Origin of the sequence: Bradyrhizobium sp. (assembly GCF_028868675.1) — a bacterium.
In the GTDB taxonomy this organism is placed as follows: Bacteria; Pseudomonadota; Alphaproteobacteria; order Rhizobiales; family Xanthobacteraceae; genus Bradyrhizobium.
In genome coordinates, this window is record NZ_JAGWUA010000079.1 from 1 (window position 1) to 20,272 (window position 20,272).

Below are 20,272 nucleotides of genomic sequence, written 5' to 3' on the forward strand. Positions count from 1 at the left end.
CTGGTCGCCGACGTGCCATATGAACTCATCGGGTCCGAATTCCACGATTTCACCATGCCGGAGAAATCGGGTCTGAAAATCAGGCGGCTGGCGCGCAAGCCAACCCGTCGATTTCAAGACCTTCTCGGCCGTCGGGTGGCTCACGCTTCCTCGCAGATTGCCCGCCGATTCCCGAAACCGGGGCGGGCGAAAAATGCTACCAGATTGTAGCATTTGCGACAAATCGGGACAGGTGCCTGTGCTTCGATGCCGGGACCTCGACAGAAATGGACGCGCTGGCGCTCCCGCCAGCGGGCACCACGCGGCAGGCCCGGCAGAGCGGAAAGCTCGCAGGGGGGCCGCGCCAGCCAACCCGGAGACGGCCATGAGCCACAAAGGAATGCTTACCGCTGCGACTGCCGCGATCCTGTTCGCGTTCTATGGCGATGCGTCCGCACATGAGGACATCTCCGCCCGCCCTCGATGCGCCAAGCAGACCGTCTTTGTCGCGAAAAAATTCTACACGATGAACCCCGGCCGCCCCGAGGCGAAGGCGGTTGCCGTTTGCGACGGGCGGATCGTTTCCCTGGGTGACTCAATCGACGAACTCAAGCCCTGGACGAACGCCGTTGAAACTACCGTCGATCGACGGCTGGAAGGGAAGATCGTCTTTCCGGGATTCATCGATGCGCACCAGCACCCCTTGCTCGGGGCCATTACATCCAATCTGCCGGCGATCGCTGCGCTCAACACGCCCCAGGCCTACGGCCCCGACATCAAGGGCGTCGCCAACGAGGCGGAAGCATTCGATCGCATGCGCCGATATGAGGCCGCCTTGAAGGATCCCTCCACGCCCTTGCTGATCTGGGGCTGGGACGTGCCTGCAATGGGTCGACACCTGACGCGGCAGGACCTCGACAAGATTTCCACGACGCGGCAAGTGCTGGTTTGGGACGCCTCGCAACACCATGGCTATGTCAACAGTGTCGTCATCAAGCAACGCAACATCCCCAACGACATCAAGATCCCGGGCGTGGGACGCGACGACAAGGGTGAGCTCAACGGACAATTCCTGGGCGTGCCGGCCGCAAGCTACGTCATCGTCCCCATGCTCGCCGATAAGCTCAGGCCGGCCGAGGCAACGAGGCTGATGCGCTGGCTGATCGACCTCAATCGCTCGAACGGCATCACGCTGACGACCGACCACTCGGTGGGCATCTTCTCCGTCGACAGCGAACCGGCGCTGTTGAATGCGGTGTTCAACAACCCGAACACGCCGCAGCGCCTCGTCGCGATCCCGGCCATGCACTCTTTCCTGGCCAAGTACGGATCGGCGGACAAGGCGATCGCCGCGGTCCACGAGCTGCAGGCCAAGAGCACCGATCGGCTGATCTACCGTGGAATAAAGTTCTTCACGGATGACAGCTTCAACGGTCTGACCTTCAAGCCTGGGGCGCCCGGCTACATCGACGGAACGTCTGGCCTGTGGGTGACACCCCCGGAAAAACTCAAGGGACTCATCGAGCCCTGGTGGCGCGACGGGCAGCAGATCTTCGTGCATTCCATCGGCGTCGAAGCGCAGGATGCCACGATCGAGGCTCTTCGCAGCCTGCAATCCACGGCGCCGCGTTTTGACCATCGTTTCTCGTTCGAGCATTTCGGCATGGCGCGCTACGATCAGATACGCGCGCTCAGGGCATTGGGTGCTGTTGCGAACGTCAATGTCTACTACGTGTGGCTACGTGGCGAAACGTACCCGAAGGTGCTCGGAACCGACCGCGCACAGGATTTGTCGCCGCTGGGAACGTTGGTCCGCGAGGGAGTGCCGACGACATTCCACTCCGACTACCCGATCGGACCACCGCGGCCGCTCTTTGGTGTGACCCTCGCCATGACGCGAACGGGCCAGTCTGGAACGAAGACGCTCGGCGCGGGACAGACCGTCACGCTGGATCAGGCGCTGCGGATGATTACGATCGACGCTGCATTCGTGCTGGGCGTCGACGACAAGGTCGGCAGCACCGAACCCGGCAAACTCGCGGATTTTACCGTCCTCGAACGCGATCCACATGATGCGCGTCCGGCAGCAATCAAAGACATCAAAGTGTGGGGCACCGTGATCGGAGGCCAGGTGTTTCCCGCCTCCGAAATCAAGCCGCCCCGGTAAAGTCCTGCGGCTCAAGGCGGATACCCTGGACAACAGATCGTTCCGAAGGCCGTCGCGGAGGACATCCGCGACGGCGAGTAAACTAAATCGGAGGCGCGGCAAGCGGATTTTGGCCGGATCTGGATTTGTCGCTGCCCACCAGGAATCCCACGGAAACCCCGTGAACAAACGCGCACGAGAAAGCCGATTGACGACCGACTAGTCAGTCGAATACCCTCTCATCGGTGATTGGAGGGAAACCCATGAAGTTCGAGACCCTGGTCTACAATGTCGATGCGGCAATCGCGACGATCACGCTCAATCGTCCGGAGCAGTTGAACACGATCATTCCCCCGATGCCGGACGAATTCGAAGCCGCGATGAATCTGGCAGCGCGCGATCCGAAAGTGAAAGTCGTCATCCTGCGCGGGGCAGGCCGCGCCTTCTGCGCCGGATACGACTTTGGAGACGGCTTCCAGCACTGGGGCGACAACCTCGAGACCGACGGCAAATGGGACCCGGGCAAGGATTTTGTCTTCGCCACGGCCCCCGCGGTCGCACCGACCCAGAAATTCATGAGCATGTGGCGTTCACCCAAGCCGGTGATTGCGCAGGTCCACGGCTGGTGCGTCGGCGGCGGCAGCGACACCGCCTTGTGCGCAGACATCGTCATCGCTTCCGACGACGCACAGATCGGGACGCCCTACAGCCGCATGTGGGGCTGTTACCTGTCCGGGATGTGGCTCTATCGGCTTGGACTGACGAAAGCCAAGGAATTCGCGCTTTTCGGCAAGCCGCTTTCCGGCAAGCGTGCCGCGGAAATCGGATTGATCAACGCGTCCGTACCCTTCCCGGAACTCGAGCAGACGGTGCGAGAGGCAGCGGAACAGCTCGCGTCAATTCCACTGTCTCAGCTGTCGGCAATGAAGCTGATCGTGAACCAGGCGTATGAGAACATGGGATTGCACTCCACGCAAACGCTCGGGACCATTCTCGACGGCCTGATGCGCAACACGCCCGACGCCCTGCGCTTCATCGAGAAGGCCGAGAAGGAAGGGGTCCGCGCGGCGACTGCCGAACGGGACGGACCGTTCGCGGACTACAGTCAGGCGCCGGGCGACCGGAAACCGAACCCCGAGCACGTCGTGACCATCTGATGGCCACGAAGAAACGTACGGCGTCCAGTTCGAAAAGGGACGCCGTCCTGGACGAGGCCGAAAGCCATTTCGCCGCAGCAGGATTCGCAGGGGCGTCCCTTTCGGCGATTGCGCGCGGGGTGGGGATCGGAAATCCGACTCTGTTGCATCACTTTTCGAGCAAGGAGGCTCTCTACCGCGCGGTCCTCGAGAGGATCGCCACAGAGCTGACGGCCGTCCTTACCGATCATTTGAGAGACAAGGTTGATCCGCTCGAGCGTTTGCATGGATTCGTGCGAGCCCAGATCGTCTGGATTGCGGATCGACCCATGGCTTTCACTCTCATACAACGAGAACTGCTCGACAACGCGGAGCGTGTCCGCTCTGCGCGCCGTTTCCCGTTGCGCGGCTATCTCGAGACGGCCATCGAGGTCGTCTCGCGGGCGGCCGACGCGGCGTCGATCAAGCGGGACATCCCGCCCGTTGCGATCCTATGCATCCTGCTTGGTTCGATCAGTTATGCGCACACCGTGCGCCCGACTTTCGCGGAAAGCCTCAAGCTTGCAACTCTGCAGCAGCGCGCTTCCTGGCTGGATATCATTGGCTCAAGCGTCCTTCGGTTGCTCGAAGACACTCCAGTTCGAACGTGACCCGCGCATAGCGCTCGACGACGTCTTGCAAGGACCTATCGTTCGGCTGGCGAGTTGACGACGATACCCCTTGCCGCATGAAAATCGCGCAAGACACGCAAATAGTCGTCAAGTTCGGCGCGCGGCACCGGCGTTCCGCATTCGTAGCATGCATTGGTCTGGCGATCGTACCAGCGGCAGCCGCATTCGTCGCATGCCAGATCGGGCGCACCGTGCGGATTGCGGATGATCATTGATTCTGCCCTCTCCGGCCCCGGCCGCCATTAGCGACAAGCCCCCATGAAAATCACCCCCATCGACTGCAGCACATCTTCATAGCCCGCCTCCACGAGATCGCATTGTGTCCGCAGCAGAAAGCAGACGAAACCGCCCTGTCGAACCTGCTCCTTCAACGCCGGCAAGCCGGTATCGGCGAGATGTCGCTCGACCTCGGCCACCGCCCCATCGTCGCCGACGAGCATGACGTCGAGCGAGGTGTCCGCGTAGCCGCGAAACGGCCTGCGCTCCGCATGGAGCCGGCCGCGACGCGCCTCCCACACCACGATGCTGGCTTCGCCGCGGCCGAGATCGGAACGCCGGGCAACGCCGATCCGTGAACCGCTGCGCAGATTGCCGAAGAAGGCCCCATACCGGTCGAGCATCACCTGCCAGGCGGCCGGTTCGGGCAAGCCGCTCATATCCGGCATCCCAAACGATAGGCGTCATGAATGGAAGGTCCGAGCCCGCGCGGCAAGACCGCGTCGCCACAGACATGCAGTTCGTCGACCATCCATTCAAACTCGTTCACCAGCCCGTGATTCGAAATACGGGGCGAAGCCGCAATCACGGTGTCGGCACCGATGATCCGCTTCTCGCCCTTGCCGTCGACGACATGAACCCCCTCGGCCGTCACCTTCGACATGCGGGCGCCGGTGACGGAGGCGATCTTGAGCTCTTCGACCCAGGCGCTGTGACGCCACTTGAATGACGGCATCACGTCGCCTGCAAGCCTCTTCTGGCCCTCGATGATGGTTACCGGGTGGCCCCGGCTCGCGAGCGATTCGGCGATCGTCAGGCCAACCTTGCCGCCCCCGAGGACGGCGACGGTGCCGTTCACCGCTTCCCTGCCAAGGGCCACATCCAGCCCGTCGAGAATCTTGCGGCCGTCTTCCGTGGGTGGCAGCGCCGCACGGTGCAGCACCGTCCCCGTCGCAACGACGGCCACGTCGAAATCATGCAGCATTTCGCGCATCAGGCGCGGGTCCACGGTCGTGCCCAGCCGAAGCCCGATGTTGAGCTTGCGGGCCATCGCCTCATAGTAGGAAATGACCGACTGCAGATCGGCGCGATTGGCCAGATCGTTGGCCGCATAACCGGTCAGCATGCCGCCGATCCGCTCCGACTTCTCGAACACGGTGACGTCATGTCCGCGCTGCGCCGCCGTCACGGCGAACTCCATGCCGGCGGGACCGGCGCCGATCACCATGATCCTCTTCCTTACCGCAGCCGGCGTGATCGCATATTCCGGCTCGATCTCGTGACCGAGCGCGGGATTCATCGTGCAGGTATACGGCAGGTCGCGAAACAGCCGCGACAGGCAATTCAGCGAACCGACGCAACGTCTCACTTCGTCCAGCCGGTCCTCGGCCGCCTTGCGCAGCATTTGCGGGTCGGCCAGCAATGGCCGGCAGACCTCCCAAAAATCGAACTCGCCGTTCCCAATGCATTCGTTCGCCATCACCGGATCGGGCAAGCGGACGCCGAAGGCGATCGGCACCTCCGGCAACAGCTTCTTGGCGCGCGCGGCGAGCCGGTTCCAGTGACCGGGCGGAATATCGCGGCCGATCGAGGAGTCGGGCGCTTCCTGCCAGCCTACCGTGACGCTGATCATGTCGACGCCGCAGCCGGCCGCCTGGCGCATCAGCTCGAAACATTCGTCTTCGGAATTGCCGCCCCAGCGGTCCATCAGCTCGGCGCCGTTCAGGCGCAGGATCAACGGATTGTCCGGTGTCGCCTGCTTGATCGCATCGATCAGCTCGCGCATGAAGCGGCCGCGGTTCTCGATCGAGCCGCCATACTCGTCCGTCCGCTGGTTGGTGAAGCGTGAATTGAAATTGGCGAGCAAGTAGCCCATGAAGCTCGTCACTTCAGTGCCGTCGAATCCCGCCCTGACGGCGCGCGCCGCCGCCTCGGCGTGCTCCCTGATGGTCTGCCGGATCTGGTCGCGCGTGATTTCGCGAGGCGACCGGAAATGCGGCAACGTCTGCGGCACGATGGACGGCTGCACGCAATAGCCGAGATCGATGCCTCCGTAGCGCCCCGCATGCAGGATCTGCTGGATCGCAACTCCGCCATTGTCATGAATGGTGCGCGCGATCGTCTCGAACTGCGGCAGAAACTTGTCGTCGAAGATCGCGACCTGGCGGAAATAGGCCTTACCCTCTCCGCGCGGATCGGGATAGGCGCCCTGATTGGTGATCATCCCGCAGCCGGTCTCGGCGATGACCTTCGTACGGGCGAGTTCGCGCGGCGTGATATGACCGTCACGGGTGTTGTAGTTGGAGACGCAGCAAGCCCCGTACTTGACGCGGTTCTTCAGTTCGAAGCGCCCCCATCTGGCTTTCTGGAACAGATATGAAAGTTTGGCTTCGCCTGGCTTCGTCATCGTCTACACCTGTTGCTTGGCGGTTTCTCGTTGAAGTTTCCGTGGCCCTTCGACCGGGGCAAGACCCAGGTAGGCCTCGATCACGCGCTCGTTGCGAGCCAGTTCGGCGGCCGGTCCCTCGAGGACGAACGAGCCGGATTCCATGACGTAGGCGTAGTCGGCCAGCTGCAGGGCGGCGCTGGCGTTCTGCTCGACCAGCAGGATGGATACGCCCTCGGTCCGCAATCGATCGATGATCCGGAATATCTCGCGGGTCACCAGCGGCGCGAGACCGAGGCTCGGCTCATCCAACAGCAGCAGCTTCGGTCTGGCCATCAAGGCGCGGCCCATCGCCAGCATCTGGCGCTCGCCGCCGGACAGCGTGGCGGCCTGCTGGTGCCGGCGCTCCCGAAGTTGCGGAAAGAGCGCATAGATGTTGGCCAGATCCGTTGCGCCGTCGCGCTCGCCCTGACGCCAGCGGTCAAATCCGCCAAGGCGCAGATTGTCCTCCACCGAAAGCGTGGCGAACAGCTCGCGCCGCTCCGGGATCAGCCCCATGCCCGCGCGCACGAGCTGCTCGACGGTCGGCGGCGGCACGGCGCCCTTGCCGAACCGCTCCACCTCCCCGCGCAGCGGAAGCAGCCCCATCAATCCGGCGAGCAACGTGGTCTTACCGGCGCCGTTGGGGCCGACGATGCTCACCACTTCGCCGAGGCGAATGTCGAATGATACGCCGCAGACCGCCGCAACCTTGCCGTAGGCAACGGTCACGTCGCGCGCGACGAGCAGCGCCGGTGCCTCCCGGCGGCTCACGCTGCAACTCCGAGATAGGCTTCCAGCACGGCCGGATCGCTCTGAACCGCATGCGGCGGGCCATCGGCGATCAAGCGGCCGAATTCCATGACCAGCACGCGGTCGGCGAGCCCCATCAGGAAGTTCATGTCGTGCTCGACGAGGAGAATGCTGACGCCATCGTCGCGCAAGTCGCGAAGCAATGCTGCCAGCGCCTGCTTCTCCAGGTGGCGCAGCCCGGCGGCGGGTTCGTCGAGCAGCAGGAGCAGCGGATCGGCGCACAAGGCGCGCGCGATTTCCAGGATGCGTTGCGATCCGAGCGGAAGACTGCCGGCGGCATCATGCAAATTCGCGCCCAGGCCGACGCGCTCGAGCTGCCGTGCCGCCTCGTCGCGCAAGCGCGCTTCTTCGGCACGCTCCAGCCGCAGGCTGGCCGCAATCAGGCCGGCCTCGCCGCGGAGATGCGCGCCGATGGCGGCGTTCTCGAGCGCGCTGCGGTCGGCAAGGAGGTTCGGATGCTGGAAGGTGCGGGCAATGCCGAGCTCGGCAATCTCGCGGCTGCCGAGGCGCTCGATACGCTGACCTCGGAACATGATCGACCCCGCAGTCACCGGCAGCAGCCCAGTGGCCAGATTGAATACCGTGCTCTTGCCTGCGCCGTTCGGCCCGATCAGTCCGACAATGCCCCCGGCCTTCAGCTCAAATGACAGTTCGCGCACCGCACCGATGGCTCCGAAGCTCTTGGAGACCCGATCGATCGCCAGCAGCGTCTCGCCCCTCGCCAATCGAGGCCGTTGCGGCAAGGGTGCTGCCGCTACGGGCCTGAGCAGCCGTCCACCGGGAAGCATCCGGACGAGAAAAGGCATCAGTCCGCTGCTCGTGCGATGCAGCAGCAGCACGACCAGCAGGCCGAAAACGATGATCTCGTAGTTGCCATTGCGCCCAAGCAGGTGGGGCAGGATGTCCTTGAGCCATTCCCTCATCAGCGTCAGGATGGAGGCGCCTGCCACCGCACCCCAGATATGCCCGGAGCCGCCGATCACCGCCATGAAGAGGTAGTCGATCCCGGCGTTGATGCCGAACGGCGACGGGCTGACGTAGCGCAGGAAGTGCGCGTACAGCCAGCCGGCCAGACTGGCCAGCAAGGCCGAATAGACGAAGACGATTATCTTCAGCCGGCCGGTGTCGACGCCGAAGCTCTCGGCCATCCTGGCGTGGCCGTTCAACGTCCGGATTGCCCGGCCGATGCGCGAGTCCAGCAAATTCCTCGCCGCGAGCAGCGCCAGCAGCACGACCAGCCAGATCACGAGATACAGCCGCCAACCCGTATCGATGGTCCAGCCAAAGAGCGAGAGCGGCGGAATTCCGGGTATGCCCGAATGCTCGCCCAGGAACACCAGGTTGCCGAAGGCAAAATAGATGCTGATGCCCCATGCGATCGTGCCGAGCGGGAGATATTGATCGGACAGCCGCAGCGTGATGAAGCCAAGGAACAGCGCCGCCGTCGCGGTGAGCGTCATGCCGACGGCCAATCCCAGCCACGGCGACCAACCGTACCTGGTGGTCACGACCGCCGTCGCGTAGGCGCCCAACCCGACAAAGGCGGCCTGGCCGAACGACGTGAGGCCCGCGACGCCGGTGAGCAGCACCAGGCCAAGGGCGACGAGGCTCGCCAGCCCGATATAGTTCATCAAGATGATGTAGTAGTCCGACAACAGCAGCGGCGCCGCGGCGATGGCGGCGATCGCGATCATCGGCGGCAGCCGCGCCTTCACTGTCTCTCATCCCCTTCGCTGTGCGGCGTGGCAAGCGAGCGCCACAGCAAGACCGGGACGATCAGGGTGAACACGAGCGAATCCTTGAAGGCGCTCCACCAGAACGACGACCCCGCTTCGAGGAATCCGACCAGCAGCGATCCCACCACCGCCAGCGGATAGCTCGCCATGCCGCCAACGGTCGCCCCGACGAAACCCTTCAGGCTGATCAGAAAGCCGGTGTCGTAATAGACCGTCGTGGTTGGCGCGATCAGCAAGCCCGAGATGGCGGCGATGAAGGCTGCGAGCGCAAAGCTCAGTTGCCCGGAAAAACTCGGCGAGACCCCGATCAACTGCGCCCCCGTCCGGTTGATCGCGGTGGCGTTCAACGCCTTGCCGTAAAGCGTCCTCTCGAAGACGAACCACAGCGCGGCCATCAACGTGACGCTGGCGAAAACGATCAAGAGGCTCTGCGCCGTGACGTTGAGAACGCCGACATTGAAGGAGAGCGACGAATAGGGATTGCTGCGGAGGCCTTCGCCCCCGAAGAACACCAGACCCATTCCGGTGAGCACATAGTGCACGGCGACCGCGACGATCAGCAGGACGAGCACCGAGGCGTGGGCTATCGGCTGAAACGCGAGCCGGTAAACCATTGGGCCGAGGGGCGTGACGATCGCCAGGGTGGCCACGATCTGGAGCCACAGATCGTCCGGCCGCGATGCCGACCACCAGGCAATGCCGCCTGCCGCAAGCGGGAGCGCCATCTGGCGGATCAGGCGTCCGGGCAAACGCTGCAGGGCCACCGCCCGGGGCAATCCAACGCTATCGGCCGCCACGACCAGGATGCCCCCGGCGATCAGGAGATACACGGTGCCGGGCACCTGCCCCGCCTGCAGCGACGCCAGCGAGAGCGCTGCGAAGGAGATGAACTCGCCCTGCGGCACGAAGATGATCCGCGTCACCGTGTAGACGAGAACCAGCGCGATCGCCAACAGCGCATAGACTGCGCCGTTGGTGATCGCATCCTGCGACAGCCACAATGCGATATCGAGATTCATCGCAATTCTCAGGCGACTCGAGGAAGCAACTGCCGAGGCGGATGACCGGATTGACCGCCTCGGAGAAAGCGGGATGCCCCGCGGTTACCTCTGCTACTTCTTCAGCAAGCGCCAGGCGCCGCCGTCGACCACGGCGAGAACGACGGCGCGACCGTCGAGACCTATGTGGTCCGACTTCGTCTGGGTGTACACGCCGTGGACGCCAACGACCGCCTGACCGGACTCCAGGGCGTCACGCAGCGCCTGGCGGAATTCCGGAGTACCCGGCTTGCCGGCTTTCAGCGCCGCGGGAATGGCGGCCTTGAGCAACAGAAAGCCGTCATAGCTGTAGCCGGCGAACGCGTTGCGGCTGCCGGCACCGAAGATCTTCTCGTAGGCCTGGTCGAAATCGACCGCGACCTTCTTGACGGGATGGCTGTCCGGCAACTCCTCGGCGACCATCAGCGGACCGGTCGGCGCGATTGCGCCGTCGACCGCCGCACCGCCGACCTTGATGAACTCGCGGTTGATCGTGCCGTGGTTGTGATACACCGGGCCCTTGTATCCCCGATCGCGCAGCGCGATCTGCGGCAGCGCTCCGCCGGTGCCCGAACCGCCGACCACGACCGCATCGGGCTTGGCGATCAGTATCTTGACGATCTGGCCGGTGACCGCGGTGTCGGCGCGCGCATAGCGTTCCTCGTCGACGATCTTGATCCCGGCGGGATCCGCGCTCTGCTTCAGGGCTTTCAGCACGAGATCGCCCCAGGAGTCCGAGAAACCGATGTAGCCGACCGTCTTGATCGACTTGGATTTCAGATCGTCGACGACCGCGCCCATCATCAGGGGCACCGGCTGCGGGACGATGAACACCCAGCCGAGCTTCTCCGGCGGCAACGCGACCGGTGCCAGCGCGATGAGGGGCGTCTTGGTTTCTTCGGCAATCAACGCTATCTGGGTGGTCGAAGGCACGGACACCGCCCCCATCAGGGCGTCGACGTGATTCTCGGCCACGAGCTGGCGCGCGTTCTTCGCGGCAGCGGTCGGATCGGAGCCATCCTCGAGGATGACATACTTGATGGGAACGCCGTCGATGGCGTTCGGCATGAGTTGAAAAGCGTTCTTGTAGTTGATGCCGAGCGACGCACCGGGACCGGTGGTCCCCATCGTGACGCCGATCGTGATCTCCTGGCCCGACGCGCCGCCGGCGCAGAGCAGCCCCGCCAACCCCAGGGCGGTCACCCAACTTGCCCTCATGATGCTCTTCCTCCTGTCTACCACTGAACTTTCTCGTGCGGCCGCCGCGTCGACAGGCGAGGCCGTCTTCATGCCGCAACGCCCTCCCCGATCAACGCATCGACCTCGGCAGCCGGATAACCGGCTTCCGCAAGCACCCGGCGGGTATCGGCGCCGTAGCGCGGCGGAAACGGCATCACCTGATCGGCGCCGAGGCGATCGACGGCAAGAGGTTGCATGTGGATGGTCCGACCATCGGGCATCCTGGTGCAGGTCAGCTTGTCGCGGAGCTGCGGCAGTTCGCGCACCTGGCGGATATCGAGGATGCGCGTCACCGGAATGGTCGCGCCGCGCAGATCAGCGAGGAGTTCGTCGACCGTGGCACGGGCGGTGACCGCGGCCAGGTCGAGATGAATCTGCTTTCGCTCGCGATGTCGCCCTTCGTTGGTGACGCGCACCGCGTTGGCGGCCGCGCTGAACCGGGGTAAGGCCGTGAGGCGCTTCCACTGCACGTCGCTGCCGATGGCCATGAAGATGAAACCATCCCTGGCCGGATAGACATTGGTCGGGATGAACTTGCGATGCTCGTTGCCGGCCCGCGTGATCTCGTCCGGCTTGCAGTCGAAATCGATCAGAGGAAGCAGCGTGATCAGCCACGAGGCGGCGGCTTGCAGCATGGAGACGTGGACCGCCCTGCCACGGCCGGTCTCATGCCGCTCGAGCAGGGCCAGCATGACGTTGGCGTACACCTCGTCGCCGGCCTTGAGGTCGATCACCGGAATGCCCGCCAGCATCGGCGGACCGTCGGAATCGCCGGTGACCTCCATGTAGCCGGACATCGCCTGAATGACGGGGTCGTAGCCCGGAGCGTCCGGATAGTCCGGGCCCATCGCGGAAATGCCCGCCCATATCAGGTCCGGCTTCGCCGCCGACAGCGTCGCGTAGTCGATCCCGAGCGAGGCATAGCGCGCGGGCACCGTGTTGCAGCAGAACACGTCGACGTCGAGTTCCCGGAGCAGGCGGCGCAGCACCAGTTGACCGCGCGCGTCCTTGAGATTGAGGGCGATCGCCTCCTTGCCGACATTGGGCGCGATGAAATAGCTGCGGCGATCGTCATCGGCGACGCGCGCGCCGATATAGCGGTTGGGATCCCCGGGCAGCCCGCCCGGCGTCGGCGTCGCCTCGATGCGGATGACCCGCCATCCCAACTGCGCGAAGCGCAGGGTTGCCGACGGCAACGACAGCGCCTGCTCCATGCTGAGGACGGTCCGCCGCTTCATGAGCCGACGTCCCAGACCGGAGGCTTCGCCTGCCCGCGCAACGCGCGGTAGACCCGCTCGGGCGTGAACGGCAGCGCGGTGATGCGCACGCCGGTGGCGTTGTAGATGGCATTGGCCACCGCCGCCGCCACGCAGATCGCCGGCGCCTCGCCGACCCCCTTGGCACCCTGCGGCCCCTCGCCGTCCATCGTCTCGATGAAGCTGACGTCCATCTCCGGGATCTCGGGCGCGGTGACGAGCTTGTAGTCGCGGAAGTTCGGGTTGCGGACGACGGCATGATCGACGATCAGGTCCTCGGTCAGGGCATAGCCCTGCCCCATGACGATGCCGCCCTCGATCTGACCTTCGATGCCGAGGCGGTTGATGACCCGGCCGACATCATGCGCGGCGTTGACTTTCAGGAGACGCACGATGCCCGTCCGCGTATCGACCTCGACTTCCACGACCTGCGTCGCCCAGGCGTAAGCCGCCGAGACGTCGCCCTTGAACTTCTTGTCCTGGTGCTGGCTCGGCGGCTCGTAGTAGAAGGTCGTCATCACCAGTTCGGCCTTCTCCGAGAAGTGCAGCGAGCGGATCAGCTTGTCGATCTCGATGAGCCCGTTTCCGGTCCTGCGATCGACGACGATGCCGCCCTTGAGGTCGTACTCGTCCGCCTTGCCGTCGAACTTGACGGCGGCCGCAGCCAATATCTTGTCCTTGGCCTTGCGTGCCGCCCCGATCGCGGAGTTGCCGGCGATGAAGGTCGTCCGGGAGGCGTGCACGCCGACATCCCAGGGCGTGACGTCGGTGTCGTTGTTGACGACGGTCACGGAGGACAGCGGCAGGCCGAGTTCTTCGCACACGAGCTGGGCGAGCACGGTTTCCGATCCCTGCCCGATCTCGGACGCGCCCGTGATCAGCGTCACGTGGGCGAAATCGTCGAGCTTGAGAATCGTGCCGCAGCCGTCCGACTGATAGATCTTGGCGCCGCCGCCGACATGCAGCATCGACGCCATCCCCACGCCGCGCTTGATCGGGTCAGGATCGCGCCAGCGTGCGACGTTGTCGCGATGCTTGCGCTGGTAGTCGCTGCGTTCGGCGGCTATCCTGAGGCAATCCTTGAAGCCGCATGTCCGGAAATTCATCCCCTGCGGCGTCACCTCGCCGGGGTCTTGCGCATTCTTCAGTCGAAAATCCAGCGGATCCATCCCGATCGATTCGGCGAGCCGATCCATGTGCGCCTCGACGGCGAAGGTCGCCTGCAGGTTGCCATAGCCGCGGAACGACCCGGCATAGGGATTGTTCGAATAGATGGCGCGGGTCTGATAGTTGCAGTTGGGTACGCGGTAGAGCGATGAAATCGTCTGCATCATGACGAACGGGGTCGTCGCCCCCCACGACGTATAGGCGCCGTTGTCGTGCACCGTCTCGACGTCGCGGAACGTCAGGATGCCGTCCTTCGTGCAGCCGGATCGCATCTTCAGCAACACCGGCTGGCGGGTCGGCGAGGCCAGGAACTCCTCCTCGCGGGTGAAGACCAGTTTGACCGGTCGCTGCGTGATCTGCGCGAGGTAGATGGCGATCGGTTCGAACGGATAGATGTCGAGCTTGGAGCCGAACCCGCCACCGATCGGCGGCTGGATGATCCGGATGCGTCCCGGATCCATGCCGAGCAGTTCGCCGAATTCGCGGCGGTGCAGGAAGGGAACCTGCGAGTTCGAATAGAGCGTGAGGTTGCCATTGGAATCGAATTCGGCAATCACGCCGGACACGCCCATGCAGCAGTGCGTGACGTAGTGCAGCCAGAAGACGTCCTCGACGATCGCATCGGATTCGGTCTCGCCCCTGGCGATGTCACCCTGACTGTAGTCGAACGTCATGGCGACGTTGCCGGGAGCAGCGCGGTGCACGACCTCGGTCGTTCCGTTGCGATTGACGCAGACGAGGTCCTCGCCATGGAGCGCCGGCGCACCCGGCCGCAGCGCATCTTCGGCGGTCGCGACCACCGGAAGCGGCTCGTAGTCGACCCTGATCAGCTTCAGTGCGGCCTCGGCAATCTCCTCCGTGTCGGCAGCGACTGCGGCAATCTCATCGCGCAAGCTGCGCACCCGATCCCGCTTGAGCGGCAGATGGTCCTTCGCCACGCCGATGGGACGCTGGAACGGCAGATCCTGTGCGGTGATGACCGCATGCACGCCGCGAAGCGAACGGGCCTGCGAGACGTCGATCGAACGGATTCCGGCGTGAGCATGCGCTGATCGCAATATCTTGGCGTGCAGCTGGCCCGGCAGGTTGATGTCGTGCACATAGCGCGTCTTCCCGCTCGCCTTCTGCGGTGCATCCATTTTCGGGATACGCTTGCCGATCAGCGTGTCGCCGGACGCCTTCTCGCGCACGTTCATACCGGCCTCCTACCCGACGCGCTCGGCTGCAGAAATCGCCTCGACGATCTTCTTGTAGCCGGTGCACCTGCACAAATTACCTTCGACCCCTCGGCGAACCTCCTCGGCGTCTGCATGCGGGCTCTTCGTAAGGACATGGTGCGACTGCATGACGAAGCCGGGAGTGCAAAAGCCGCACTGTACCGCCCCGTGCTCGACGAAACTGGCGCGCAGCCTCTCGCCCAACGGATTCGCCGCAAGCCCTTCGATCGTAACGACATCACGCCCGTCGCAATCGACGGCGAACAGCAGACACGAATTGACCGTCGCGCCGTCGACCAGGATGGTGCAAGCGCCGCATTCGCCCTCCCCGCAGCCGTATTTCGTCCCCGTGAGGCCGAGCGCGTCACGCATCATCTCCAGCGCGCTCATCGTCACCGGAACGCGAATGGATGTTTCGACGCCGTTCAGCGTGAACGCGATATCAACCGTGGCCGACATCGGACAGCATCCTTTCAAGCATGTTGTGCACCAGCTCGTGGCGATACCATTCCGACGCGCGCAGGTCGCTGATCGGACGGATGTCGCAATCGGCGGCGCTCACCGCCGCCGCGATCGTCGCCCCGTCGACGACCTTCCCTTCGAGCGCCTCCTCCACATGCGGCGCGCGGATCGGCGTCGGCGCGGCGGCACCGATGGCAACGCGAACGTTTCGCAACTTCTCGCCGTCGCGGACGGCGCCAAGGCCGATCGAAATCGTCGATATGTCGAGCGCCGGTCGGGTACCGAACTTGAAAAACCGGCTGGTGAAACCAGGCGGAGGCGCATCCATTTCCACTGCGGTCAGCAGTTCGTCGGGCCTGCGGCTGGTCTTCCCGGGTCCGACCAGAAACTCGGTCATGGGGATCGTTCGTGTCTGCAGGGCGCCGTTGGGCCTGGACACGAGAACGACGCGCGCGTCGAACACCAGAAGCGGGACCAGCGTATCGCCTGCAGGAGACGCATTGGCGAGATTGCCGCCGATGGTCGCCGCGTTGCGTATCTGGTCGCTGGCAAAATGATCGCTGGCCCGCCAAAGCGCGGGAAAGCCGACCTTTATCTCGGGACTGTCGCGCAAGTCCGTGATCGTCGTCAGCGCGCCGATGCTAAAGCCGCTCGCCGTGCGCTTGATCCCCCGCAACTCGCCGATCCGCCTGATATTCATCAGGCACGTACCGAACTTTGCCTTGCCCGATTTCGACTGTGGCATCAGATCGGTGCCACCCGCGAAGATCGTGACGTTCCCGTCGCGCAAGCCCCCTGCCGCTTCAGCGATCGTGCGCGGGACCAGATATCGCTCGACACGGGTCATGGCATTGCGTCTCGTTGCTCGGCCGCGACCTCGTATCCGTAGAGGCTGCGCGCCGCAGATGATGAGATCAGCCCGTCGCGTATTTCCCGGCGCAGCACAGCGCGATCACGCAGCTTCGGATCGCCGTAGCCGCCGCCGCCGCCGGCCTGCTGGTGATAGATCGTGCCCGCCGGCACGCCTGTGATGAGGTCCTTGTTACGCGGCGTGACTTTACGGCCGTCCGGATATTCGAGCCGAATGAAGTTGAGCGTGCCGCTGCCTCCTCCGAACAGGCCGAAAGCCGGTTCGAAATCGCCATCGCCGAAGGTTACGAGTTGCGTGTTCTCCGATCCGATCTCGAAAACGGTCTCGACGCCGAGGCCACCACGCCATTGGCCTGCGCCAGCCGAGTCCATCAAGTATTCGTGCCGGAGCAGGCGGTGCGGTGTCTGCTGCTCGAACATTTCGTAATCCTGGTCGAGCACACCTCCGGACGCATCGATCATGCCGATGTGGTCGTAACCGTCCGTGCCCTGCATGCCGCCGGATCCGCCCTTCAGTCCCATGAAGCCGATATCGACGTAGGGATCGCCCTTCTTCGGATCGAGACCGGTCGTCAGCGAGCAGAGAAGGTTGTTCCAGCCGGCGGTCACCCTGTCGGGGATGACCGGTGCCAGCGCGCGCTGGATCGCCTCGGCATTCGGCGGACAGAGATGATTGCCGAAGGTCGTCGCCTTCGGATAGCTCGCATTCAGGATCGTTCCTTCGGGGATCACGATCTCGATGGGAGCGACCATGCCCTCGTTGTGCGGAATGTCCGGATTGACCATCTGCAACAAGGTCAGCACCGTCGCCGAGGCGCTCGAAGTGAACGTGCCGTTGACGAAGCCGTTCGTCTGCTGGTCCGTCCGCGAGTAATCGAACCTGATCTTCCTGTCCTCGACGGTGATCGTGACGCGGATCACGAATTTGGAGCCTTCATGGCGTCCGTCGTAGTAGACATTGCCCTCGCCGTGGTACACGCCATTCGGTATGGCGGCGATCTCGGCTTCCATCATCTTGCGCGTGGCGTCGAACAGCGCCTGCTTGTGCGCGAGAAAACTCTCGAGGCCATACTTCTCCAGCATCGAGAGCAGTCGCCGCTCGCCAACCGTGCAGGCACCGATCTCCGCCTTCATGTCGTGCTGCACGATGTCGAAACGAATGTTTGCGAAGATGAGGTCCCAAACGTCCTTTCGAAGCTTGCCCTTTTCGTAGATCTTGATCGGCGGGATGCGCAGCGCCTCCTGCCACACCTCGACGGCGTTGGGGTTGTAGCCGCCCGCGACATTGCCGCCGATATCGGCCTGATGGCCCTTTACCGCGGTCCAGGCCACCAGCTTGTCCTGGAAGAACACCGGCTTGTAGACCGCGACATCGTTGTTCTGATTGCCGAGCGAGAACACGTCGTTGTGGAAGATGACGTCGCCGGGATGGATGTCGTCGCCATAATAGTCGCGAATATGCTTGCAGACCGGCGCCAACGAGAAGGCAAGGATCGGCAGGTTCTCGGTCTGCTCCAGCATCTGCCCTTCGGCGTCGTACAGACCCGTGACGAAATCCTTGGCCTCGCACAGGATCGGCGAGCGCGTGGTCTGCTGCATCGAGATAGACATCTCGTCGGTGATCGACTTGAACGTCCTCGCATAGACTGACAGCAGGATCGGATCGATCTTCATGCGAAGGCCTTTTCAGGTTCTGCCTGCAAACACGAGCGCGCAAGATGCTCATGGCCCTTCAGATAGACGACGAACGATCGGTAGCGATCGACGACGCCGTCGTAGTCCGCCGAGACGAAGATCGCCGTCGTGACGGACTCGATCAGTGCTGGCCCCGCAATCCGTGCACCATGCTTGAGCCGGTGACCATCGTAGATCGGCACCCTCTTGAACTTGTTCGCTTCGGGTATGTATACCGCGCGCTCACCTTTGAGCGCATGACTTCCGTCAAGACCTGCGTATGGATCTTCCGAATAGACTGCCTTTTCCGTCGTTCCGATGGCCTGCAGTCGAACGTTGATGAGTTCGATGGGAGTCTTTTCCGCCTCCAGCGAGTAGCCATACAGCCGACGGTGCTCGGCGTGGAAGGCGCCTGCAATTTCGGCCACCGACTCGCGTTCAATCGCGGCCCAGGGCACCGCGACGGATACTTCGTGATATTGCTTCACGTAGCGGCAGTCGAAACGCACCACGAAATTGCGTCGCTCTTGCGCGACCCGCTCTTCATCGAGCAGGCGGTCGCCTTCCGCGCGCATCTGCGAGATGGTCGCATCGAGCGACGCCCAGTCCAGATCGGCGATCCTCGAGACGAAAGTCCGCACGAAATCGTGCCTCAGATCGGACAGGAGCATTCCAAACGCACAGAGCACCGACGACGACCATGGCACGATCAGCAGCGGAATTGCGAGTTCGGAGCAGATCAGACACGAGTGAATCGGTCCGGCGCCGCCGGCGGCGATGAATGGAAATTCCCGCGGATCGAAGCCGCGCTTGATCGTTACCTCGCGCACGCCCTGAGCCATGTTGTTGCAGGCGACGCGGTACATGCCGGCCGCCGCTTCCTCGACCGTCAGTCCCATCGGCCGTGCGACATGGGCCTCGATTGCACGGCGCGCTGCGGCTACGTCGAGCTGCATCTTTCCGCCGGCAAAGTAGGCCGGATCGAGATAGCCGAGCACGAGATTGGCATCCGTCGTCGTCGGCAAGGTGCCCCCTTTGCCATAGCAGGCCGGGCCCGGAGCCGCGCCTGCGCTCTGCGGCCCCATGCGCAGGAGCCCGCCCTCGTCGAGCCAGCCAATCGATCCACCGCCGGCGCCAATGGTGTGGATATCGAGCATCGGCAGCGCGATCTTGTGCCGGGAGATCTCGCCGTCATTGACCGTCAGAGGCGCACCGACGACCGCGGAGGCTTCGAAGCTCGTTCCCCCCATATCCGTAACGATGCAGCGATCACTGTCGAGCGCCCCTGCATAGAACAGGCCCGCGGCAGGCCCGCCAGCAGGCCCCGATAGCAGCGTGAGCGCCGCCCTTTCACGCGCCAACTGCGGCGAAATGACACCGCCGTTCGATTGCACGATCAGCAGCACGCCATTGAAACCGGCCACTTTCAGTCGGTCGACCAGCTGGTCGAGATAACGGTTGAGCTTCGGCCCGACATACGAATTCAGCGCCGTTGTACTCACCCGCTCGTAGAACCGGATCGACGGCAGCAGATCGCTCGAAACGCTCAGATAGGCGCCCGGAAGCTCCTTGCGCACGATCTCGGCCGCCGCCCGCTCGTGCTCGGGATTGGCGAACGAATTCATGAGGCAGATCGAGACGGCCTCCACGTTCTCCTGCCGGAACAAGTCGATGGCCGCATGGATGTCGTCGAGAGAGAGCGGCTCGACTTCGTTCCCATCGCGATCGAGCCTGCCGCCGACGCCGGCGCGCAGGTAGCGCGCGACGAGAGGACTTACGTTGGTGTAGCGATTATCGTACTGCCGTTCCCGAATGCCGCGCCGCATCTCCAGCGCGTCACGGACGCCCCTGGTGGTGATGAGGGCCGATTTGGCGCCGGTATGCGTGAGCGTCGCATTGGTCGTGACCGTCGTGCCGTGCACGATCGTGTCGATGCGCTTGACGAAGGCTGCGACGTCCGTGTCGGGCGCGATGATCCCCGCGATCTCCTGCAGACCCGTCAGAACCGCGATGGATGGATCCTCCGGCGTCGACAAGACCTTGTGAAACAACGGTTCACGACCGTGTCCCGCGACAATGAAGTCAGTGAACGTGCCTCCGACGTCGATACCGACCTTGAGCCTCATGGCCTCTGACCCTCCAGTATCCTTTCGGGCGGCGGCGCCGCTTCGGCCCGCACTCTTTCCTTGATCACCTTGCCGAGCGCGTTACGCGGCAACGCCGCGGCA

17 protein-coding genes are annotated in these 20,272 nt (G+C 63.8%); 4 read left to right on the forward strand and 13 right to left on the reverse strand.

The annotated features are described in order from the left end of the window. The 4 genes from KGM94_RS12480 to KGM94_RS12495 form a co-directional block, all read left to right on the forward strand. Window positions 1–210: hypothetical protein (locus KGM94_RS12480; protein ID WP_300259169.1), on the forward strand; the 210-nt coding region annotated here is incomplete at its 5' end. A gap of 154 nt (window positions 211–364) precedes the next feature. Continuing rightward, window positions 365–2,146 carry an amidohydrolase family protein gene (locus tag KGM94_RS12485; protein ID WP_300259171.1) on the forward strand — a complete coding sequence of 594 codons (1,782 nt, stop codon included), beginning with the start codon at window positions 365–367 and terminating at the stop codon, window positions 2,144–2,146. A gap of 242 nt (window positions 2,147–2,388) precedes the next feature. Then, the gene (locus KGM94_RS12490) at window positions 2,389–3,282 is read left to right on the forward strand and encodes a crotonase/enoyl-CoA hydratase family protein (RefSeq protein ID WP_300259173.1); all 894 of its coding nucleotides are present in this window, start codon (window positions 2,389–2,391) and stop codon (window positions 3,280–3,282) included. After that, window positions 3,282–3,911, forward strand: a complete 630-nt coding sequence (locus tag KGM94_RS12495) for a TetR/AcrR family transcriptional regulator (RefSeq protein WP_300259175.1) — start codon at window positions 3,282–3,284, stop codon at window positions 3,909–3,911. The genes KGM94_RS12490 and KGM94_RS12495 overlap by 1 nt, the downstream gene beginning before the upstream one ends. 35 nt (window positions 3,912–3,946) lie before the next feature. Here KGM94_RS12495 and KGM94_RS12500 read toward each other — a convergent pair whose 3' ends face one another. From KGM94_RS12500 to KGM94_RS12560, 13 genes are all read right to left on the reverse strand, one after another. Further along, a complete protein-coding gene (locus KGM94_RS12500) occupies window positions 3,947–4,144 on the reverse strand; it encodes a hypothetical protein (RefSeq protein ID WP_300259176.1) in 198 nt (65 codons plus the stop codon). A 30-nt stretch (window positions 4,145–4,174) separates the two neighbouring features. Beyond that, window positions 4,175–4,588: a hypothetical protein gene (locus tag KGM94_RS12505; protein WP_300259178.1), complete on the reverse strand. Its 414-nt coding sequence runs from the start codon at window positions 4,586–4,588 to the stop codon at window positions 4,175–4,177. After that, window positions 4,585–6,555 (reverse strand): FAD-dependent oxidoreductase, encoded by a 1,971-nt coding sequence (locus KGM94_RS12510; protein WP_300259180.1) that lies wholly within the window; start codon window positions 6,553–6,555, stop codon window positions 4,585–4,587. The genes KGM94_RS12505 and KGM94_RS12510 overlap by 4 nt, the downstream gene beginning before the upstream one ends. A 3-nt stretch (window positions 6,556–6,558) precedes the next feature. Continuing rightward, window positions 6,559–7,347 carry an ABC transporter ATP-binding protein gene (locus KGM94_RS12515; RefSeq protein WP_300259182.1) on the reverse strand — a complete coding sequence of 263 codons (789 nt, stop codon included), beginning with the start codon at window positions 7,345–7,347 and terminating at the stop codon, window positions 6,559–6,561. Beyond that, window positions 7,344–9,080, reverse strand: coding sequence for a branched-chain amino acid ABC transporter ATP-binding protein/permease (locus KGM94_RS12520; RefSeq protein WP_300259185.1), 1,737 nt, complete (start codon window positions 9,078–9,080; stop codon window positions 7,344–7,346). The genes KGM94_RS12515 and KGM94_RS12520 overlap by 4 nt, the downstream gene beginning before the upstream one ends. Before the next feature lie 17 nt (window positions 9,081–9,097). Continuing rightward, window positions 9,098–10,141 (reverse strand): branched-chain amino acid ABC transporter permease, encoded by a 1,044-nt coding sequence (locus KGM94_RS12525; RefSeq protein WP_300259187.1) that lies wholly within the window; start codon window positions 10,139–10,141, stop codon window positions 9,098–9,100. A 93-nt stretch (window positions 10,142–10,234) separates the two neighbouring features. After that, on the reverse strand, window positions 10,235–11,377 hold the full coding sequence (locus tag KGM94_RS12530) for an ABC transporter substrate-binding protein (protein ID WP_300259189.1): 1,143 nt from the start codon (window positions 11,375–11,377) through the stop codon (window positions 10,235–10,237). 68 nt (window positions 11,378–11,445) lie between these two features. Beyond that, entirely contained in the window at window positions 11,446–12,636 is a 1,191-nt protein-coding gene (locus KGM94_RS12535) for a CaiB/BaiF CoA-transferase family protein (RefSeq protein WP_300259191.1), read from the reverse strand. Continuing rightward, window positions 12,633–15,017 (reverse strand): xanthine dehydrogenase family protein molybdopterin-binding subunit, encoded by a 2,385-nt coding sequence (locus tag KGM94_RS12540; protein ID WP_300259193.1) that lies wholly within the window; start codon window positions 15,015–15,017, stop codon window positions 12,633–12,635. Before KGM94_RS12540 ends, KGM94_RS12535 begins: the two co-directional genes overlap by 4 nt. Window positions 15,018–15,026: 9 nt before the next feature. Next, entirely contained in the window at window positions 15,027–15,497 is a 471-nt protein-coding gene (locus KGM94_RS12545; RefSeq protein WP_300259195.1) for a (2Fe-2S)-binding protein, read from the reverse strand. Continuing rightward, complete coding sequence (locus KGM94_RS12550) at window positions 15,481–16,347, reverse strand: xanthine dehydrogenase family protein subunit M (RefSeq protein ID WP_300259198.1); 867 nt, start codon at window positions 16,345–16,347, stop codon at window positions 15,481–15,483. Before KGM94_RS12550 ends, KGM94_RS12545 begins: the two co-directional genes overlap by 17 nt. Beyond that, a complete protein-coding gene (locus KGM94_RS12555) occupies window positions 16,344–18,044 on the reverse strand; it encodes a hydantoinase B/oxoprolinase family protein (RefSeq protein WP_300259200.1) in 1,701 nt (566 codons plus the stop codon). Before KGM94_RS12555 ends, KGM94_RS12550 begins: the two co-directional genes overlap by 4 nt. Beyond that, the gene (locus KGM94_RS12560; protein WP_300259202.1) at window positions 18,041–20,170 is read right to left on the reverse strand and encodes a hydantoinase/oxoprolinase family protein; all 2,130 of its coding nucleotides are present in this window, start codon (window positions 20,168–20,170) and stop codon (window positions 18,041–18,043) included. Before KGM94_RS12560 ends, KGM94_RS12555 begins: the two co-directional genes overlap by 4 nt. Window positions 20,171–20,272: the final 102 nt, after the last annotated feature.

Bases quoted from the DNA above. Each gene is read 5' to 3' on its own strand.
- KGM94_RS12530 (WP_300259189.1), bottom strand. From the start codon at position 11,377: ATGAGGGCAAGTTGGGTGACCGCCCTGGGGTTGGCGGGGCTGCTCTGC.
- KGM94_RS12520 (WP_300259185.1), bottom strand. From the start codon at position 9,080: ATGATCGCGATCGCCGCCATCGCCGCGGCGCCGCTGCTGTTGTCGGAC.
- KGM94_RS12505 (WP_300259178.1), bottom strand. From the start codon at position 4,588: ATGAGCGGCTTGCCCGAACCGGCCGCCTGGCAGGTGATGCTCGACCGG.
- KGM94_RS12555 (WP_300259200.1), bottom strand. From the start codon at position 18,044: ATGAAGATCGATCCGATCCTGCTGTCAGTCTATGCGAGGACGTTCAAG.
- KGM94_RS12545 (WP_300259195.1), bottom strand. From the start codon at position 15,497: ATGTCGGCCACGGTTGATATCGCGTTCACGCTGAACGGCGTCGAAACA.
- KGM94_RS12500 (WP_300259176.1), bottom strand. From the start codon at position 4,144: ATGATCATCCGCAATCCGCACGGTGCGCCCGATCTGGCATGCGACGAA.
- KGM94_RS12485 (WP_300259171.1), top strand. From the start codon at position 365: ATGAGCCACAAAGGAATGCTTACCGCTGCGACTGCCGCGATCCTGTTC.
- KGM94_RS12490 (WP_300259173.1), top strand. From the start codon at position 2,389: ATGAAGTTCGAGACCCTGGTCTACAATGTCGATGCGGCAATCGCGACG.
- KGM94_RS12550 (WP_300259198.1), bottom strand. From the start codon at position 16,347: ATGACCCGTGTCGAGCGATATCTGGTCCCGCGCACGATCGCTGAAGCG.
- KGM94_RS12535 (WP_300259191.1), bottom strand. From the start codon at position 12,636: ATGAAGCGGCGGACCGTCCTCAGCATGGAGCAGGCGCTGTCGTTGCCG.
- KGM94_RS12560 (WP_300259202.1), bottom strand. From the start codon at position 20,170: ATGAGGCTCAAGGTCGGTATCGACGTCGGAGGCACGTTCACTGACTTC.
- KGM94_RS12525 (WP_300259187.1), bottom strand. From the start codon at position 10,141: ATGAATCTCGATATCGCATTGTGGCTGTCGCAGGATGCGATCACCAAC.
- KGM94_RS12540 (WP_300259193.1), bottom strand. From the start codon at position 15,017: ATGAACGTGCGCGAGAAGGCGTCCGGCGACACGCTGATCGGCAAGCGT.
- KGM94_RS12495 (WP_300259175.1), top strand. From the start codon at position 3,282: ATGGCCACGAAGAAACGTACGGCGTCCAGTTCGAAAAGGGACGCCGTC.
- KGM94_RS12510 (WP_300259180.1), bottom strand. From the start codon at position 6,555: ATGACGAAGCCAGGCGAAGCCAAACTTTCATATCTGTTCCAGAAAGCC.